Annotated in this window: 14 protein-coding genes and 1 pseudogene; 2 read left to right on the plus strand and 13 right to left on the minus strand. The window is 47.7% G+C overall.

The window, feature by feature from the left end:
* The 6 genes from Q0Y65_RS11900 to Q0Y65_RS11925 form a co-directional block, all read right to left on the minus strand.
* Complete coding sequence (locus Q0Y65_RS11900; protein ID WP_297960049.1) at window positions 1–228, minus strand: hypothetical protein; 228 nt, start codon at window positions 226–228, stop codon at window positions 1–3.
* Window positions 229–364: 136 nt separating this feature from the next.
* A complete protein-coding gene (locus tag Q0Y65_RS11905) occupies window positions 365–1,387 on the minus strand; it encodes a sensor histidine kinase (RefSeq protein ID WP_297960051.1) in 1,023 nt (340 codons plus the stop codon).
* On the minus strand, window positions 1,384–2,046 hold the full coding sequence (locus tag Q0Y65_RS11910; protein WP_297960053.1) for a response regulator transcription factor: 663 nt from the start codon (window positions 2,044–2,046) through the stop codon (window positions 1,384–1,386). The genes Q0Y65_RS11905 and Q0Y65_RS11910 overlap by 4 nt, the downstream gene beginning before the upstream one ends.
* 119 nt (window positions 2,047–2,165) lie before the next feature.
* Window positions 2,166–3,671, minus strand: a complete 1,506-nt coding sequence (locus tag Q0Y65_RS11915) for a zinc ribbon domain-containing protein (protein WP_297960055.1) — start codon at window positions 3,669–3,671, stop codon at window positions 2,166–2,168.
* Between the two features lie 188 nt (window positions 3,672–3,859).
* On the minus strand, window positions 3,860–4,627 hold the full coding sequence (locus Q0Y65_RS11920) for a hypothetical protein (protein ID WP_297960057.1): 768 nt from the start codon (window positions 4,625–4,627) through the stop codon (window positions 3,860–3,862).
* A gap of 125 nt (window positions 4,628–4,752) precedes the next feature.
* A complete protein-coding gene (locus tag Q0Y65_RS11925; RefSeq protein WP_297960059.1) occupies window positions 4,753–5,538 on the minus strand; it encodes a dockerin type I domain-containing protein in 786 nt (261 codons plus the stop codon).
* Between the two features lie 145 nt (window positions 5,539–5,683).
* Here Q0Y65_RS11925 and metG point away from each other — a divergent pair, with 145 nt between their 5' ends.
* Complete coding sequence (gene metG, locus Q0Y65_RS11930; protein WP_297960078.1) at window positions 5,684–7,717, plus strand: methionine--tRNA ligase; 2,034 nt, start codon at window positions 5,684–5,686, stop codon at window positions 7,715–7,717.
* Between the two features lie 126 nt (window positions 7,718–7,843).
* Here metG and Q0Y65_RS11935 read toward each other — a convergent pair whose 3' ends face one another.
* The 3 genes from Q0Y65_RS11935 to Q0Y65_RS11945 form a co-directional block, all read right to left on the minus strand.
* A complete protein-coding gene (locus tag Q0Y65_RS11935) occupies window positions 7,844–9,631 on the minus strand; it encodes a hypothetical protein (RefSeq protein ID WP_297960060.1) in 1,788 nt (595 codons plus the stop codon).
* Window positions 9,601–10,116 carry an RNA polymerase sigma factor gene (locus tag Q0Y65_RS11940; RefSeq protein WP_297960062.1) on the minus strand — a complete coding sequence of 172 codons (516 nt, stop codon included), beginning with the start codon at window positions 10,114–10,116 and terminating at the stop codon, window positions 9,601–9,603. The genes Q0Y65_RS11935 and Q0Y65_RS11940 overlap by 31 nt, the downstream gene beginning before the upstream one ends.
* A gap of 120 nt (window positions 10,117–10,236) precedes the next feature.
* Window positions 10,237–10,611, minus strand: a complete 375-nt coding sequence (locus Q0Y65_RS11945; protein WP_297960064.1) for a C-GCAxxG-C-C family protein — start codon at window positions 10,609–10,611, stop codon at window positions 10,237–10,239.
* A gap of 241 nt (window positions 10,612–10,852) precedes the next feature.
* Here Q0Y65_RS11945 and Q0Y65_RS11950 point away from each other — a divergent pair, with 241 nt between their 5' ends.
* Window positions 10,853–11,821, plus strand: a complete 969-nt coding sequence (locus Q0Y65_RS11950) for a GTP-binding protein (protein ID WP_297960066.1) — start codon at window positions 10,853–10,855, stop codon at window positions 11,819–11,821.
* 39 nt (window positions 11,822–11,860) lie between these two features.
* On the opposite strand, the gene Q0Y65_RS11955 is transcribed toward Q0Y65_RS11950, so the two are convergent.
* From Q0Y65_RS11955 to Q0Y65_RS11970, 4 genes and pseudogenes are all read right to left on the minus strand, one after another.
* Window positions 11,861–14,533 carry a VWA domain-containing protein gene (locus Q0Y65_RS11955; RefSeq protein WP_297960068.1) on the minus strand — a complete coding sequence of 891 codons (2,673 nt, stop codon included), beginning with the start codon at window positions 14,531–14,533 and terminating at the stop codon, window positions 11,861–11,863.
* A 40-nt stretch (window positions 14,534–14,573) separates the two neighbouring features.
* Complete coding sequence (locus Q0Y65_RS11960) at window positions 14,574–14,888, minus strand: hypothetical protein (RefSeq protein WP_297960069.1); 315 nt, start codon at window positions 14,886–14,888, stop codon at window positions 14,574–14,576.
* A 666-nt stretch (window positions 14,889–15,554) separates the two neighbouring features.
* Window positions 15,555–16,586: a 3-deoxy-7-phosphoheptulonate synthase gene (locus tag Q0Y65_RS11965; RefSeq protein WP_297960071.1), complete on the minus strand. Its 1,032-nt coding sequence runs from the start codon at window positions 16,584–16,586 to the stop codon at window positions 15,555–15,557.
* 402 nt (window positions 16,587–16,988) lie between these two features.
* Window positions 16,989–17,347 (minus strand): annotated as a pseudogene (locus Q0Y65_RS11970) (four helix bundle protein).
* Between the last annotated feature and the right edge of the window lie 205 nt (window positions 17,348–17,552).

Below are 17,552 nucleotides of genomic sequence, written 5' to 3' on the forward strand. Positions count from 1 at the left end.
TTAATCTATTGATGTGAGTTCTTTTGTCCTGTGCTTATTCATGTAACAATCAAGCGCAACGATAGCACATGATAAGATCGCTGTAAGCACAAACGGTGTTTTTATCATAGGTGTGAGCAGTGTCTTGTCGCGGAATATCTCATAGAATGTCAATGCTGTAAGCGGTATTATGCAGACAGTACCTGCATAGATAAATGTTCTGGCAGCCAGTGAAGTAAGCTTTTTCATAAGATCATGTCCTTTCGGTATTTATTTCCGGGAGCCGTTCTCCCTTTCCATGATCTTATTATACACCCTCTTACATTACAGGTCGTGCTTTGAACATTACGCAACATTACATTTTTGTAAGGTTTACCGTCTGCGGTCAGGAGTTCTCCATTCTGTAGTATTCATTCTTCGCAAAGCCTATAGTGAACTCGGTGTATTCACCCTGTACCGACTCTGCTGTGATACTGTGTCCCAGCCTGTCGCAGAGGCTCTTTACTATATACAGTCCCATGCCAGTGGATTTTGCGTAGTTACGGCCGTTCTCTCCAGTAAAGCTCTTGTCGAACACCCTGTTCAGGTCTCCCGCGGGTATGCCTATACCGTTGTCGCGGAAGTGCAGCAGCACCCTGTCGGGGAGCTCCTCCGCATACACCTTTATAACAGGCTCTCTGCCGTCGGATATGTACTTCAGGCTGTTTGCCATGAACTGTCCCAGTATGAATTCCAGCCATTTGCCGTCTGTCATTACGGTGAGGTCAAGCCCTTCCGTCTCTATGCAGGCGCCGCAAAGCTGTACCGCCTCGCGGTTTTTCAGCGCCACATTGGCAACTGTACGCTTCAGGGCGGTATCCTTTATTATATAGTCCTTCTCCGCGTTCTCCGAGCGGGCATAGTAAAGCACCTGATCGGTATAGCCGTCTATACGGCGGAGCTGCTCCTGAAACTTCTCCCCCAGCTCGTCGCTGTGATTGTGCGCCATGAGCTGTAGACTTGCCACGGGCAGCTTTATCTCGTGCACCCACATCTCTATGAAATCGCGGAAATCCGCGGAGCTGCGCTTATACTCCGCAACGTTCTCGCACATGGACTTGTTTGCCTCGCAGAGAGCGTCATATATGAGCTCCCCCTCGAAGAAAGATGGCTTTTCGACCAGCTCGTGGATAAGGTATTTCTTGTCCAGCTTGTCCAGCCTGCTGCGAAGCTGGCTGTAGAAGCGGCGCTTCCGCATAAAGCCGACCGCCTCCTCCGCAATGATGAACAGAAAGAATATAGCACATATAAATATGATAAGCTGGCCGCTTACCCTGTAGGCAAACAGGAAAAGCAGCATAAGTCCCAGTGAAAGGGCTGCTATAAGGTAGAACCACAGCCTGTCCTTGACATGATCCGTAAATCTCATCTCAGTATATACCCCTGCTTCTTTCTTGTCTCTATGGCGTCCTCGCAGCCCAGCTCCGCCAGCTTTGAGCGGAGGCGGCTGATATTGACGGTAAGAGCGTTGTCGTTGACGAATTCGTCGTTGTCCCAGAGCGCCGTCATAAGCTCGTCCCTTGTGACGATAGAGCCCTGTCTGTCCAGCATGAAGCGGAATATTATCATCTCGTTCTTGGTGAGGGTCAGCTCGCGGCTGCCGTCGGAAAGGCTGCCCTTGGCGTCGTTGACCTGTAGTCCGCTGTATGTCTGCACCGACGCCGCACCCGAGGAGCGCTTCAGCACAGCGGATATCCTCAGCAGCAGTATGGTGGGGTTATAGGGCTTGGTGATATAGTCGTCAGCACCGTAGCTCATGGACAGCACCTCATCGGTCTCGGAGGTGCGGCTGGTCACCATTATAACGGGAGTATCGGTCTTTTTGCGTATCTCCTTCAGCAGCTGCTCTCCGTTGAGATTGGGGATATTGATATCCATAAGGATAAGGTCGGCCTTTGCCGCAAGTATCTGCGCCGCTGAATCCGAAAAGTCCGTAAGGCAGTCTGTCTCATAGCCCGAATTCCGCAGGAGCTCCGCCAGCTCCTCCCGTATTGATCTGTCATCTTCTACAATATATATCCTGTTCATGATGCACCTCTGTGATAAAACGTTATTTATAATTATAACACAAAATAATGCCGATAGCAACAGAAAAGCCCCGCGTATATACGCAGGGCTGAGATCCTGTTTTTGCAGCATGGTTGCTTTTACTGTGCAGTTGTTACTGCCGCAGATGTCTTTCTCTCCTTCTTCTTCAGACCCTTCTTGGTCTTTCTGAAGCAGAAGCCTATGAACAGCTCTGCCGCACCGATAACAAGAAGTATGACAGAGAATGGCAGAAGCAGGCTCTCCGCAAGATAGAAGCAGGCATTGTGAGTAAAGGTGAAGGCTACTGCGGATCCGAGTATAATGGCAAGTCCGCTGAAGAACACGATAAATCCCACGCCTGTGAATATAGTGCCGAAGAAGCCCGTAACGTGTCTTGCACGTCTTCTTACGATAGCTGCTATCCAGATAAGGAACAGGAGGAAGAGGCCTCCCAGTATGCCTATAGTGATGTACGAGAACCCATAGCTGAGCTTGTCCACATCGAAACCGATCTTTCTGCCCCACTCCTTAACGCTCATGGAATCCGAGAACTTGTCCTTCTCAAGATTTTTCTGCATCAGATCGTAGTCGTCATCGGTGAGCTCATAGCTGAATTCCTTTTGGGCTGCGCTCTTGTTGCCCTTGATGAAGTCGTTGACGAAGTCCTCGGCAGTAATGGAAGGATCGCTGCCCTCGCCGTCGATGATATAGTCAAGGTAGCCCTTCAGCACATCTCCGGAGTATTCACGGAAATCGGAGCTGAGCATGAATCTTCTGAAGCCGGCCTCGTCGGCTGCGCCCTTGGTGGCAGTTCTGAAGCCCAGTGAATCATAGAGAGTCTTTGACATCTCCTTGCCGTCAAACTGTGCGGAAAGAGCCGTCTCTGCATTGAGCTTGGAGGCTCTCTTTCTGATAATGTCTCCGTTTGCTCCCACCTTTACCGCAGTGAGCAGACTTACCAGCAGCAGCATTATCATAGTGAATATGGTAACAAGCGAAGCTGCGAATATACGTCCGCCGCCCACCTTGGCCTTAGCCTTGGGCTTTGCCTCTGTCTGTGCAGGCATGGGCGCAGGCATAGGTGCAGGCTCGGGCTCTCTTACAGGCGGTACTGGTGCCTGCTGCGGTATCACGGGCGGTACGGGAGGCGTAACGCTGCCGTTCATCCTGGGAGCGTTACCGTTCCCCGCAAACTGATTGGTATGTACGTTATATGAGCTGTAGGGCTCATTGGGAAGCGGTATCTTCATGGTGCTGCTGTTGTCGTTGAGCACATCGGGAGCGCCGTTCACAGGCGGCTTGACGGGCTTTTCCTCCTTCGGGAAGGGAACGGGCTTGTCAAAGCTGTTCTCCGCAGGCGGAACAGGCTCGGGCTCGGGTATGACCACCGTCTCGGTCTTGCCCAGTATCTCGGCGGGCTCGTCGCTGAGAAGCTGCGCCTGCTCCTGTGACAGGCCGAGAGCCTCCTCGTTGTCGGCGATGACCTCCTCGAGATGTGGCAGTATGGAAGTGGGCTCGCTGTCCACAAAAGGCTCGCGGACTTCCTCTTTTTTCAGCGAAGCGCCGCACTCTGTACAGAACAGAGCGTCATCGGGCATTTCGCTTCCGCATTTATTGCATATCATTATTATCCCTCCTGTTTGTAAAAAATAGGAACTAATACTGTAATCATTATAAGTCATACCGCGTAATATGTCAAGTAAAAAAATAATTACATCAGATTACATATCGGTGATATATGCAGATATAACGCGAATACTGCCCCGCACAGCAAAAAAGCCCGCGAAAGCGGGCTTTTTAAACATCAATACTGTTAATCTGTTATAGAAAGTGTGAGCTCGTCGCCCGGTTCTATATCAGAAACATATTCCTCTTTTTCCATTATTTCTCCGACATTCATATCCAAGGACATTATCTGTTTATTGGCAACGACTATACCGTCCTGATTTGTAAGCTTATAGGGCACATATCCGTATGCCAGCGGACTATCGGCCCGATAGTCCATCTGAACGGTAAACTTTATCTTCAGCACACTGTTATACTCATAACTTATATCTGTAACAGAAACAGATGACAGCAATTCGTTATCGTTGCCGTAATGATCGGATTTTATCGGCAACTGCGGCAAATGGATAGTTACGTCCTTTTGCGGCAGGTCATCTACGCTTATTATCACCGGCTCGAAATATCCTTTGTCAAATGTTGCTGTTATAGTCGCTTTTCCTTTTTCGGAAACTCCTGCTTCTATCTCTGAATCAGGGATAACAATACTTCCAAAGAGTTCACCGTCCGGGTAATTCTGACTTGTCCGTGTGCCGTAATCAGATTCTGTGACTTGAAAATCCTTATTGAATACTTCTTCTTGTTTGTCGTTTGAAATCGTAATATTTATTGTGGCACAGGCTTCTATAGGTTTGTCAAATTTATTATAGAACTGCCAGAAAAAAGTGTGTTCCTCACTTTCTGAATCATATTGATGCCGTACATTACTAAGAATCTTAGGCACATTGCTATTTAAGCTGCAAGAAAAAAACGCAGCACACACGATCAATGCTATAGCAAAAAACGATATTTTCCTCATAAAATAGCCTCCCTGAATCAGTATTATCATGTCATTTTTATTATACAAGCAATGTATGTGAATGTCAAGATAAACAAGGGGGTCAACAGCAAAAAAGCCCGCAAAAGCGGGCTTTTCAGATAGCATTATTCGTTTTCGGAAGCAGGCTGCTCCTCGGGAGCGATCTCCTTCTGCCACTCATCAACAGGTAACCAGGGATTGGTATAAATCCCCACCTCGCCCGTCTCGGGATCAATAACAGTCAGCCACGGATTCCACGGGTCTGCCGATGTGTAGAACTCACCCGTCTCAGGGTCGATCACAGCCCAGGGATTCCAGGGATTCCAGGGATTGTATTCTCCCAAGAGATCAGAGATCTCGCCTGTCTCGGGATCAATTATATCGTTTATCCACCACTGGTCTTCCGGAACAGTGATCTCGCCGGTCTCGGGATCTATGATATTCTTCCATGAATAATAAGGCTCCCACCAAGTGAAAGGCTCCCAGTTGTTCAGAATATCCTCGGGATCATATCCCGTCCACTGCCACTGTAACGTATCATCAGGGGTCTGGGAAAACATTTTCTCCCAGAAGTCCACAACGAACTGCTCCAGTGACTTCTCCTCCTCTTCGGAGCTCTGCGAAGCGTAATAAGAGAGCACCATGGAAGCGTCAACTGCGTCTACGCTGCCGTCTCTGTTGACGTCACAGATCGCGCCGAGCTCGTTTGTCAGCTCTGTGATCTCTACTGAGAGCTCTGAATACAGACAGAGTATGTTTGAAGCGTCAACTGCGTTTATTATACCGTCGCCCGTAGGGTCGCCCAGCATGATATTGTTTTCTGTTTCCGCAGCTGCCGACGCCGATACAGCACTCATTGCTGCAAGGAAAGCACCCGCCAATACCCCTGTTACTATTCTTTTTGTTTTCATGATGACTATGCCTCCTTGATGGCCGATAGATTTTGTGTAATTTCATTATAGTATAAAAGCAGCCCATTGTCAACGAAAAACCGAAATTTTTTGGACTGGACATATTACAAAAAACGTGGTATAATAGAAGTTGACCTTTTCTTTCATTCGGAAAAGGAATTCTTACACTCAGATTGGAGCGATTTTTATGTCAAAGAAACCCTTTTACATCACCACGCCGATTTACTACCCTTCGGGCGATCCCCACATCGGCCACTGTTATACCACAGTTGCCTGCGATTCCATTGCCCGTTACAAGCGAATGCAGGGCTATGACGTAATGTTCCTCACAGGCACCGACGAGCACGGCCTGAAGATAGAGCAGAAGGCTGCCGAGCAGGGCGTTACTCCCAAGGAGTACGTTGACGTTATCGTCGGCAAATTCAAGAACCTCTGGAAATACATGAATATATCCTACGACAGATATATCCGCACCACGGACGACTATCACGTTGAGGCCGTACAGAAGATATTCAAGGCTCTCTACGACAAGGGATATATATATAAAGGCGAATATTCGGGCAAGTACTGCACTCCCTGCGAGAGCTTCTGGACTGACTCCCAGCTGGACGAGAACGGCTGCTGTCCCGAGTGTCACAGACCCGTGAAGTTCGCCAAGGAGGAGGCTTACTTCTTCAAGATGTCTCCCTTTGCGGAGCGTATAGAGAAGCTCCTTCTCGAAACAGACTATCTCCGTCCCAAGACAAGAGCCGTGGAGCTGGTAAACAACTTCATCAAGCCCGGCCTCGAGGATCTCTGCGTATCGAGAACTTCATTCACATGGGGCGTACCCGTTACCTTTGACGAAAAGCACGTCGTATATGTATGGATAGACGCCCTTTCCAACTATATCACCGCACTGGGCTATGAGAACTCCGCACACAGCGACTTTGAGAAATACTGGCCCGCAGACGTTCACATGGTAGCCAAGGACATCATGCGCTTCCACGCTATCATCTGGCCTGCAATGCTCATGGCACTTGACCTGCCCCTGCCTAAGCACCTTGCTGTTCACGGCTGGATAACCATGGCAGGCAAGAACGGCGAGAGCGAGAAGATGTCAAAATCACTGGGCAATGTTGTTGACCCGTTCGTTCTCGGTGAGAGATACGGTCAGGACTCCATAAGATACCATATCCTCCGTGAGATGGCTCTGGGAGCAGACAGCCTCTTCTCAAACGAGATAATGATAAACCGCATAAACTCCGATCTTGCCAACGGCTTCGGAAACCTTGTTTCACGTACAGTTGCAATGGTGGACAAGTACTTCGGCGGCACTATCCCCTCAGAGCGTGAGGGCGATGCCCTTGACGAGGAGTTCAAGTCTGTTGTCACAGGTCTCCTCCCTGAGGTGGACAAGTACATCGACGAGACAAAGCTGAAGCAGGCTCTTGAGGAGATATTCAAGGTCGTTGACCGCGCCAACAAGTACATCGACGAGACCGAGCCCTGGAAGCTTGGCAAGGACGAGACCAAGAAGGCTCGTCTGGCATCGGTGCTCTATAATCTTCTTGAGGCTATCCGCGTAACATCTGCGCTCCTTGCACCATTCATGCCCACTGTTATGCCTAAGGTATGGGAGCAGATAGGCGCTTCCGCAGCCGATGTGGAGTACGAAAAGCTGGGCGTATTCGGTGTTCTTCCCGAGAACGTAACAGTTCACAAGGGCGAGATCCTCTTCCCCAGAATAGACGTTGACAAGGAGATCGAGGAGCTCAACGCCATACTCGTGAAGAATATGGAGGCCGCAAAGGCAAAGCTCTCCTCAGAGGAAAAGGGCGAGGCTGATGCCGAGCCTGAAAAGATAGAGCTGAATCCCGAGATCACCATTGACGACTTCGCAAAGGTGGAGATCAGGGTAGCAAAGGTCACAGCCTGTGAAAAGGTGAAGAAGTCCGACAAGCTCCTGTGCTTACAGCTTGACGACGGTATGGGCGGCCGTCAGGTGGTATCGGGAATAGCGCAGTATTACGCTCCCGAGGACCTCATCGGAAAGAAGCTCCAGCTCATTGCCAACCTCAAGCCCGTAAAGCTCAGAGGAGTTGACAGCAACGGAATGATATGCGCCGCGGATACTCCCGACGGAGTAAAGGTCATCTTCGTTGACGACAGCATACCCGTAGGCTCAAAGATAAGATAAATCAAAAACCTCCGCAGGACTGACCGTTGTCCTGCGGAGGTTTTATATATATGTCAAGCCGTTTGCCAACAGTCTGCGATCCTATTATTACGTTATCGGAGGCATACGGCATGACTTCATCTGTTATCAGCTGTCTGATCCGTCGTCAGGCAGCAGCTCGTGATATTTCCTGTTGATGGTCTCGTTCTTGCTGAACAGCTTATCTATGACCTCTATATACTTCTCTGGCTCCTCGCATTTGAATGAGATCATCAATTCCTGATCTACCATAAGGCCGTCTCTTGAAAGTATAAGAGTTGAATAGCCGCTGTTGCTGCAGCAGAGTTCATAGCAGTTACTGCTGCACGGCAGAAATTCGTCGGTGAGCTTCCAGTCCAGAGACTTCAGGGCGTCGCTGATCTCCTGTGCGCCATTGCTGCTGAAAAGATCCACTGTCTTGCCTTCGCTCCAGTACTTGGCATATCTCAGGTTCACGCTCTCACCCGACAGTAAACGGTCTATTGAAGACTCAGCGAGCTCGTTGGGATCGGCAGCCTTGCTTCCCAGCGAAGTCAGCCAGTTTACAAGCTCGGTATATTCATCTTCATCTATATAGTATCTTACTATACCGTATTCACCGATCTCTACCGGCTCTTCATAATTATAGTAGTCGCATACGCCGCCCGAGGATATACTTAGTCTCTGTGAACTTGTAGCGATGGCGATATCGTTGCTGAATACGGAGTTATAGCCAACAGAGCGTCTCCAGTTGAAGCCGTTCAGCATATCCACCAGCGTTTTGAAGTCCTCGTCCTTTATGATATAGCCGTTGTTATTTGACTCATATATACCGAGTTGTTTCCTGTATGTATCATAGATATTCGCACTGGCTGTCTCTGTCTTTTCATATTTGAAAGGACTTTCGCAGGGAGCGCCGTTATCCACGCAGGTCTTCAGCTCAATGAAGCCATCGGGATTATCGGCCATGCTGAAGAATTCGGTAGTTGTTTTGCTTCCCCTGGTGGTTCTGACTGCTGCATTTCCGTTGCTGTAGAAGGTTATATCATATGAGACAGCTTCATAAGTGAATCTGATATTGATGTTCTCGGTGCTGACAGTATCCGGAGGTGCATCGCTGTATTTCCAGTTAATAGAGTTGACAGCCGCCGCAAGCATCATGGCCTCTCTGTCGGTGAGCTTATTGTCTCTTGTTCCCATGGTGATATCGGCGTCATAGATCTCGGCATTTATTCCCAAAGCGTCAATTATGCCGAACTTTTCGTACTTATAAAGTATCTGCTTCATCTTGCGGAATACAGCGGGATCTATCTTGTAGTACTTTTGCTGACATCCGGTATCGCTGAAAACGTTATTAACGGAAGAAGCCTCTCCGTACTCCTCGATAACGATAAGTCCGTCATCATAGAAATCCGCATAGAAATCCTGGGTATTGAAGCTTATCCTCTCGCCGTCGAAATTGCTGTTTACGATATTGGGCTCCATCTCCCTGAACTCCGCAGACGCAAACAGCGCCTGGAGCTCTCCGCCCATTTCCTGATCCGCAACTGTGGTGCCGCCGGTGATCACGCCCTGACAGTTGTAATTGAACACCGTTCCGTGGAGCTCCACCGAACCAAAGGGAAAGGTGAATTCCTTTTCGTCATATATAGTTCTCTCTGTACCCGAGCTGTCAAGAAAAGCCTCCCTGTTCATGTAAAGCGCACCGCCGCCTGCTCCGCAGACTGCCAGCACGAATGCCGCAGCAAGAGCAAGCTTTCTGTAATTCCTCTGAGGCACCACCTCAACGTGAGTTACCTCGTCTGTATATTCATCGTCTTCTGTTACCTGCGCCGAGAGCTTTTTCTCCATTTCCTCGCAGAATTTACTGCTGAGCCTCAGCTCGTTCAGAGCGTCTTGATAATCGTTTCTCTGCATATTCCATCCTCCTTTTCAAGCTCTGCTCTGAGTTTCTCACGTCCGCGGCGAAGCAGCGAGCCCACTGTGTTCTCGTTCCTGCCTGTGATCTCGGCCATCTCCCTGATGCTGTATCCCTCGTAATAATGGAGGAATATGACCTCGGCATATTTCCTTGGAAGGGCAGAGATCTGCTCCCGCAGCTCGCGGCCTCTTGTGCTTATCTCGCATATTGCCGAGGAGTCGTCCAGCTCGTCAAGCGAGCAGGTACGGCTGAACCTGAAGCTCCTGCGAAGATTCTTGCATTTGTTGATGGTCACACGAAGAAGCCATGCTTTGAGATGTTCGTCGTCGTTAAAAGAACGCGAGTCCGTATGTAGTGAAAGGAAAACGTCCTGAACGATATCCTCTGCCTCGGCATAGCTGCCGCTGAAGGCAAATGCTGCACGCAGGACTGTGTTTCCGAATTTTCTGAAGGCGTATAATGCAGTACTGTCATTATTCATTGCTGTGACCCCCTTTCATATATAACACACATGAGGAATACCTAATTGTGCATGGAGAAAAAAATTTTTTTGGATAAATTCCGAGCCGCCGCACAGAGGTATGTGCCGGCGGCTCATTTTTCATATAAAAGCTTCTGCCAGTTTTACAGCATTGCGCACACAGTCGTCACAGCTGCAAAGCATTTTTCCCGTCTTTACGCCCTTCAGCTCGCCGCAGTCCGTACTTCCGCACATACTGCGGAAGCTGCTGTGGAGCTGCTTTGCGTCGGCAAGGACAGGTCTGCCCCCGTATTTTTTCAGTCCCAGTATCATTCCCGCGCCGCAGAGCGCTCCGCAGGTAGCGTCAAAGGTACCCATGCCGCAGCCAAAGGCCGCACCCATCTTCCTGAGAGTATCCTCCTCCGCACCAAGCTCCTCCGCAAACGCCAGAAGCACCGCCTGACAGCAGTTGCTGCCGCTGTGCTTTATCTCTACTGCTCTTTCTGCTCTGTTCATTATCCACCTCAATGACAGCCGTGACTTCCGCGGGATATCCGTAATACCGCAGGATACTCCCATAATAATATGTCACAGCCGCTTTCGTTCGTTTTTTATAATCAATACCTGCCGATATCATCGGCACATCCTGCCAAAAGTATACCACGGTCCGGGGTATATGTCAAGTCTGAACGGTATAAAGCTCCGATTGACTTCACCGCCGCCCTGTGCTATACTTATATAAAAGGAGATGTTTGCAATGACTAAGATCGACCTTATTACGGGTATACTGGGCTCGGGAAAGACCACATTCCTGCTGAAGTACGCCCGCCATTTCATAGACAAGGGCGAGAATATCGCCATACTTGAAAACGACTTCGGCGCTGTGAATATAGATATGCTCATGCTTCAGGAGCTGAAGAGCGCGGGCTGCCGTCTGGAGATGATCGCGGGAGGCTGCGACGCGGACTGCCACAGACGCCGCTTCAAGACACAGCTCATATCCCTGGGTATGCAGCACTTTGACCGCGTTATCGTGGAGCCCTCGGGCATATTCGATATGGACGAGTTCTTCGATATCCTTCACGACTCCCCTCTCGATAACTGGTTCGAGATAGGCAGCGTCCTCACCGTTGCCGACGCGGCGACCGAGGAGCAGCTGCCGCCCCAGATGGAGTACCTTCTCGGCTCGCAGGCCGCCTGCTGCGGAAGAGTGATCATAAGCAAGCTCAGCGGAGATGTCCCCCGGGATACTGCGGAGCGCATGGTCACCCGTATAAATCGTTCCCTTGAGGACATACGCTGCGACAGAAGGCTTACTGTGCGGGAGGTCACCGCAAAGGACTGGGCGGACTTCACCGATGAGGACTACAGGCTTTTCGGCAGCGCAGGCTATCGCGGCTCCGCCTATGTGAAAAAGTTCAGTCCCGAGGATATCGGGAGCTCCGTCCATTACTTCATGCACATAAGCATACCTCCCGAAAAGATAGAGCAGCTCATCACCGATATCATCACCGATGAGAGCTGCGGCAGGATATTCCGTATAAAGGGCTCGCTGCCCGTTGAAAACGGCTGGCTGAAGATCAACGCCACCCGCGAAAGGACAGAGACCGCCGTAATCCCGGAGGGTCAGCCCGTGCTCATAGTCATAGGCGACGGTGTATCGCGTCAGCGCATAGACCAGTATCTTATTCCCCTGAATACCGATCCCGAATACGTTTCAATATAAAAAAAGTCCCACATATGTGGGACTTTTTCATTTTAAAGCTTAGTCTTCATCCTTTGACTTTCTTGCCAGTACAGCTGTACAGCCAAGTGCAAGGATACCGAAAACATACATAGCTACGGGAGTTGAATCGCCTGTCTTAGGTGAGTTTGAACCCTTTGCCGTTGTCTTTGCAGTTGTTGTGGTAGTTGTTGTAGTTGTAGTAGTTGTTGTAGTCTCGGGAGCCTTTACTGTTACCTCAACAGCCTTTGTGAAGCCGTTTGAGCTTGATACTGTGATAGTTGCTGTGCCTGCGCCTACAGCCTTTACTGCGCCGTTTGCGTCAACAGTTGCAACGTTCTCGTCGCTGCTGGAGAATGTAACTGTCATGTTATCAGTTGAATTCTCGGGATCCTTTGTAACTGTGATAGCAGCTGTGCCGTCGATATCGAGCTCAGCGTTATCGATTGTAGCATTGATGCCTGTCATAGCAACTCTCTCAGAGTCGGGAACTGTTACGTCCTCTCTCTTCTTGGCTGTCCATGTTGAGTCGATGATGCCGTCGCCGTCGTTGTCTACGCTGAGAACTGTAGCCTCTGCGTTGTCGGCCTTTGTCTTGATGACTGTCTTGTCTGTGATGGGCACGTTCTCGAATGTACGCTCGTCAAGGAGCTCATCGTCAGCTGAGTAGTGACGGATAGTGTAGTTCATTGTACCTGTGCCTGTACCCTTGAGGTTTACGTCAAGGTTTGTATCCTCGTCCATACAGATCATCTTAATGTCGTTGTCCTTGCCGATGAGGTCGAGACGTCCGAATGAAGCTGAGAATGACTCAGAACCCTTTACAGAGCTGAGTGCGCTGTTTCCGTCAGAGATCTCTACGTCTACAGGACAAGCGATCCTGATTACTGTGTAGGGTGAGTATGTAGGAGGTGCTGCCTGAATATTGTTTGAATCATCGAGCTTATCTTCGATCCAATCAAATACATCCTGATGTTTAATAAGAGGAAGATGTCCGTATTCAAATTTATCCCATCTGCTTCTATCAAGATTTTCAATCTGATTCATCATAGAAGCAGAAAGATAAGGAACTGTTCCGTCGCCCTTGTTTGTATAGAAAATATCACTGTAATCTTCATCAAAAGTACTTCTATCGATATCCTCAAACTTATAATCAAACTTCAAGGATTTCATTGTGTACTGTGATGTACCCATTACAAAATATGATTTATCATAGTTGAGAAGAACATTGAAATCTGAACTATCCCCGTGGATAGACTGCTGGAATGCATAAGCGTCATCATAAACTCCTGATGCGAATATTCTTTTTATCCTGTTCTGATATTCATTAAAATCAGTTATTTCATAGTCATCTGAAGTCCATATACTCTTTGCATCCTGCCACATTGGGCACTGACTAACATAATTCTTTGTAGGTGTAAGCTCAGCAACACCGTTAAGCTCTCTCTTTACATCCTTGTGAAGTCCGCCGAATGCAAGAAGATAATCCTTGATATCTGAACCTGCTACTGAGAAATTAACTACCGCTTCGATACAGTGCGGAGCGCCCTCATAAGGAGTACCACAAGTTATGATCTTGTCAACCTTACCAAAGCCATTTTCTTTAACATATTTTGATGTAACTATACCACCCATAGAATGAGCTACGATATCCACCTTGCTTGCTGAAAGACTATCAATGAACTCTCCAAGCTTTGCAGCGCTATCCGCATTTGACTGCCTCCAGTCATAACTGAAAACATAAATCTTTCTGTTGGGATATTTTTTACACATCTCGTTGACAAGCTTTTTCATGCAATCCAACGCACCGGGTTCTCTTTCGCTTTCGGGAATAGAATTCTGGTCAACAGGGGGCTTTACATATACGGTCTTGCTCTTTTCAAGACTATTATCAAGAGTGGTAGAAGCGATCTCTCCATATCCTACCCATACGATATCTTTGAACTGGTCATCAGCAAAGAGTCTGCTTCCCATGATACCGGGGATAAGAATGAGAGGCTTTTCATCTTCTAACACACTCTGAGCCACATTACCGAATTCAAAAAGAAGCTGATCGGGATCGGTAACATTATAATACTGTGAAGAATTGCTTGCGAGATCGCTCATTACTCTCTGAGCAAATGAAAGTCTGTTGCCGCTGAGGCTGTGAAAGAAGCCGAGAGTGTAGATATTATAGTCATCCTTGAGACCGGAAGCTACATTGTAGGCTTCATTTGCATAGCTGTAGAAGTAGCTGTCATCAGAGGAAGAGTAACGACCTGTAGTCGATCTTCTGCCTGCCTCGGGAAGTCCGTCTGAACAGAATACGATATTTCTGATATTTGAAGAATCGACATTCTGAAGGAGCGAGTCAGCTGTCTCAAGAGCAGAAACATAGTTTGTACCGCCCCATTCTCCTATCTGTGAGATCTTCTGAGATATCTCGTCGATATCGGTAGTAAAATTACATTTTACAGATGCTGTGCTGTCAAGTGCTACGAGAGCTACATAGTTTGTGCCGTTTGCGCTGAGTATGTCGTCACAGAATTTCTGTGCTGCCTCTCTCTGCTTTGCAGCGGGAGTTCCGCTCATACTGCCTGACGCGTCGAGCACGAGTACCGTATAACGGTCGGGATCTGCTGCGACTACATCTGCCTCGGGAAGCTTTGGTACCACGGCGAATGCCATGATTCCTGCTGCTGCCACTGACAGAAGCTTGTGGAATTTTTTCATCATATCATTTCCCTTCAAATAAATTATTATTACAGATCCGCATTCACGGATCGAGTAATCCTATCAGAATTACAGAACTAACCAACCCTATTATAGAAAAAAAAGGCACGAGTATCTTTTCTTTCCATGTCCATGTTTCAAAGAGTTTCTTTCCGAGAATAAATGCTACTATCTCAACGATAAGCATTATAATCAGCGGAGCATAGAAGGCCACATTTTCCAGAACTGCTGTTTTTCCCACAGTTTTTTCCATAAGTCTTGATTCATCCATCAGCCAAATATACACAAATCTAAGTGTTACAAATCCCATTGCAAAATAGAGTATATATGTTAAGAAAAAAAATACAGCTTTTCTCATTTCAAGCCTCCTTGAAAGTGACGAATTGAATAGCTAATTGGCTTTTTACGTATATTGATAAGTATATCACACAGATATCACATTGTCAACACATAGACATTTTATAAATCATTTTTTGTATTATACTACAAGTATCATCGGTATTATCCTTTTTATATAGTGATATATCAACAACCAATATCATCCCGCTGCTAATATTCCGCAAAAAACAGCCACCTCCGCAATAAATGGAAAGGACCGTGCCCCGCCTAAAGAGCACAGTCCCTCCCACTTTACAAGGATATATAGTAAGCCCGCATGAACGGACATTACTGCCTTTTTTACAGCCCCCCTTTTTTTACCATTATGGTTTTTTCTCTTTCATGTCTCCTGACGGCCGGTATCACTGATCTGACATACTTTGCGTCACTTTCCTGATCCCCCCTCGGGAGCACAACGTTACCTGTCTATATCATTATACTATTATTTTACAGATAAATCAATGCTCTTTTGTACCAAAAAACAGCTTTTTCGCGTATTCTTTATTATACATGATTTTAGTCCCGCTGCACCGTCATCTCAGCATATGCCCGCAGGAAACAGAAAAGGCAGCCGCCTGTACGCAAGCAGCTGCCTGTATATGTATGCTGTTTTCAGCTGAACGGAGCCTTTCCGCAGAGCTCCCGCTCACCATTTTGAGGCGATATCGTATATAAGGCGCTCTGTCTTTTCCCAGCCGAGGCAGGGATCGGTGATGGACTTGCCGTAGATATGCTCCTCGCCTATCTTCTGAGAGCCGTCCTCAATGTAGCTCTCGATCATGAAGCCCTTGAATATTCTGCGCAGATCGCTGTTGTACAGACTGTTGTTCAGTACCTCGTTGACTATTCTCGGCTGCTCAAGGGGACGCTTTCCCGAATTTGCATGATTGGTGTCAACTATAACGGCAGGCGAACTGAAGCCCTTCTGCTGATACATCTCAAAGATCTTCTGAAAGTCCTCATAGTGGTAATTTGACCTGGTCTCGCCGCTGTTGTTCTCGTAGCCTCTGAGAATAGCATGAGCAAGAGGATTTCCCTCCGTGCTGACCTCCCAGCCTCTGTAGAGGAATGTGTGGCCCGACTGCGCAGCTTCGATGGAATTCATAAGCACGGGCATACTGCCGCCCACGGGGTTCTTCATACCTACGGGGATACAAAGGCCGCTGGCTGTGAGTCTGTGCTGCTGGTTCTCCACAGAACGGGCGCCTATAGCCACATAACCGAGGAGATCGTTGATATATCTGTGATTTTCGGGATAGAGCATCTCGTCTGCACAGGTGAAGCCTGTCTCATGTATAGCGCGGAGGTGCATCTTTCTTATGGCAACGATACCGTTGTACATATCGGGCTCCTTGTTAGGGTCGGGCTGATGGAGCATACCCTTGTAGCCCTTGCCTGTAGTACGGGGCTTGTTTGTATAGATACGCGGAACGATAACTATCTTGTCCTTTACCTTTTCCTGCACCTCTCTGAGGCGGCAGATATAATCTATAACGCTGTCCTCAAAATCAGCCGAACACGGACCTATAATGAGCAGAAGCCTGTCGTCCTCGCCTCTTATAACATCGGCGATAGCCTTGTTTCTTTCGTGTATACGCTGCTCCAGCTCAAGAGATACGGGATATTTCTCCTTTACCTCCATGGGGATAGGTATACGGCACTTAAAATTCATATTCATATATATTTCTCCTTTACACATGGCACTGTCAGTCCGTCGGACAGCTGCCCATCCCTGATATTCTTTATGTCACGTTCTATATTATACGCCTGAAACGGTGAAATGTCAATATATATTGTAAGAAACGGCCGCAGCAGGCAAACAGATAAAAACTCAGCCCGACAATAAACTGTCGGGCATTTCAGTATAGTCATGACAAAACAAATACGCTTCATGCGCGGAATAAAAAACGCGTTCCACAAGAAGTGAAACGCGAACTTAAATGCGCAGGCTCTGCGCTGGAAAGGTGAACCGATTTAGATACGGTATGAAACGCGGAAAAATTCGCGGCTCAGTAAAACTAAGCCGCGAAACCGCACGCGCCCGCTCGGCGCTGTATTGGCATGACTAAAAAGATGGCATTCATTTTTTATTCTCTTTTGCAGTTTTCAGAGAAGCTGTAAGTATCTTTTTTATTTCAAGGCAGTCATTCAGTATTGATTCTCCGTGGGCTTTTTCAATATAATCAGTCAGAATCAATAGCCTCAGCCAATATTCAGTCTCGGCGGTTTCTTTTAATGCTATCTGCATTTTTCTATAAAATCAGCAACGCTCACTCCATATGCTGCTTCATTTGCGTTTGCACCGATAGAAGTTCCGCTTCTGATTATCTGCTTTGAGATAATTGATTCTTTCTTCTCGTTTACAAGATACTGATATAATTTTACTATCCGTGCTGCGAATGCAAGAGATTTATCTAAAAGAGGAGTGTGTTTATCCATAAATAATATCACCGATTACAATGAATAATGAAAAATGAATAGTGAAGAATGAATAATACAGAAACGCCCCCGAAAGCATATATTCTTAATTATTCATTATTCACTATTCATTATAAATTGAGCCCCGGCGCGTCAGCGTCGGGGCGTTTCTGGTTGGGGTGGAAGGATTTGAACCCTCGAAATAACGGAGTCAGAGTCCGCTGCC

Source organism: uncultured Ruminococcus sp., assembly GCF_947301925.1.
GTDB lineage: Bacteria > Bacillota > Clostridia > Oscillospirales > Ruminococcaceae > Ruminococcus.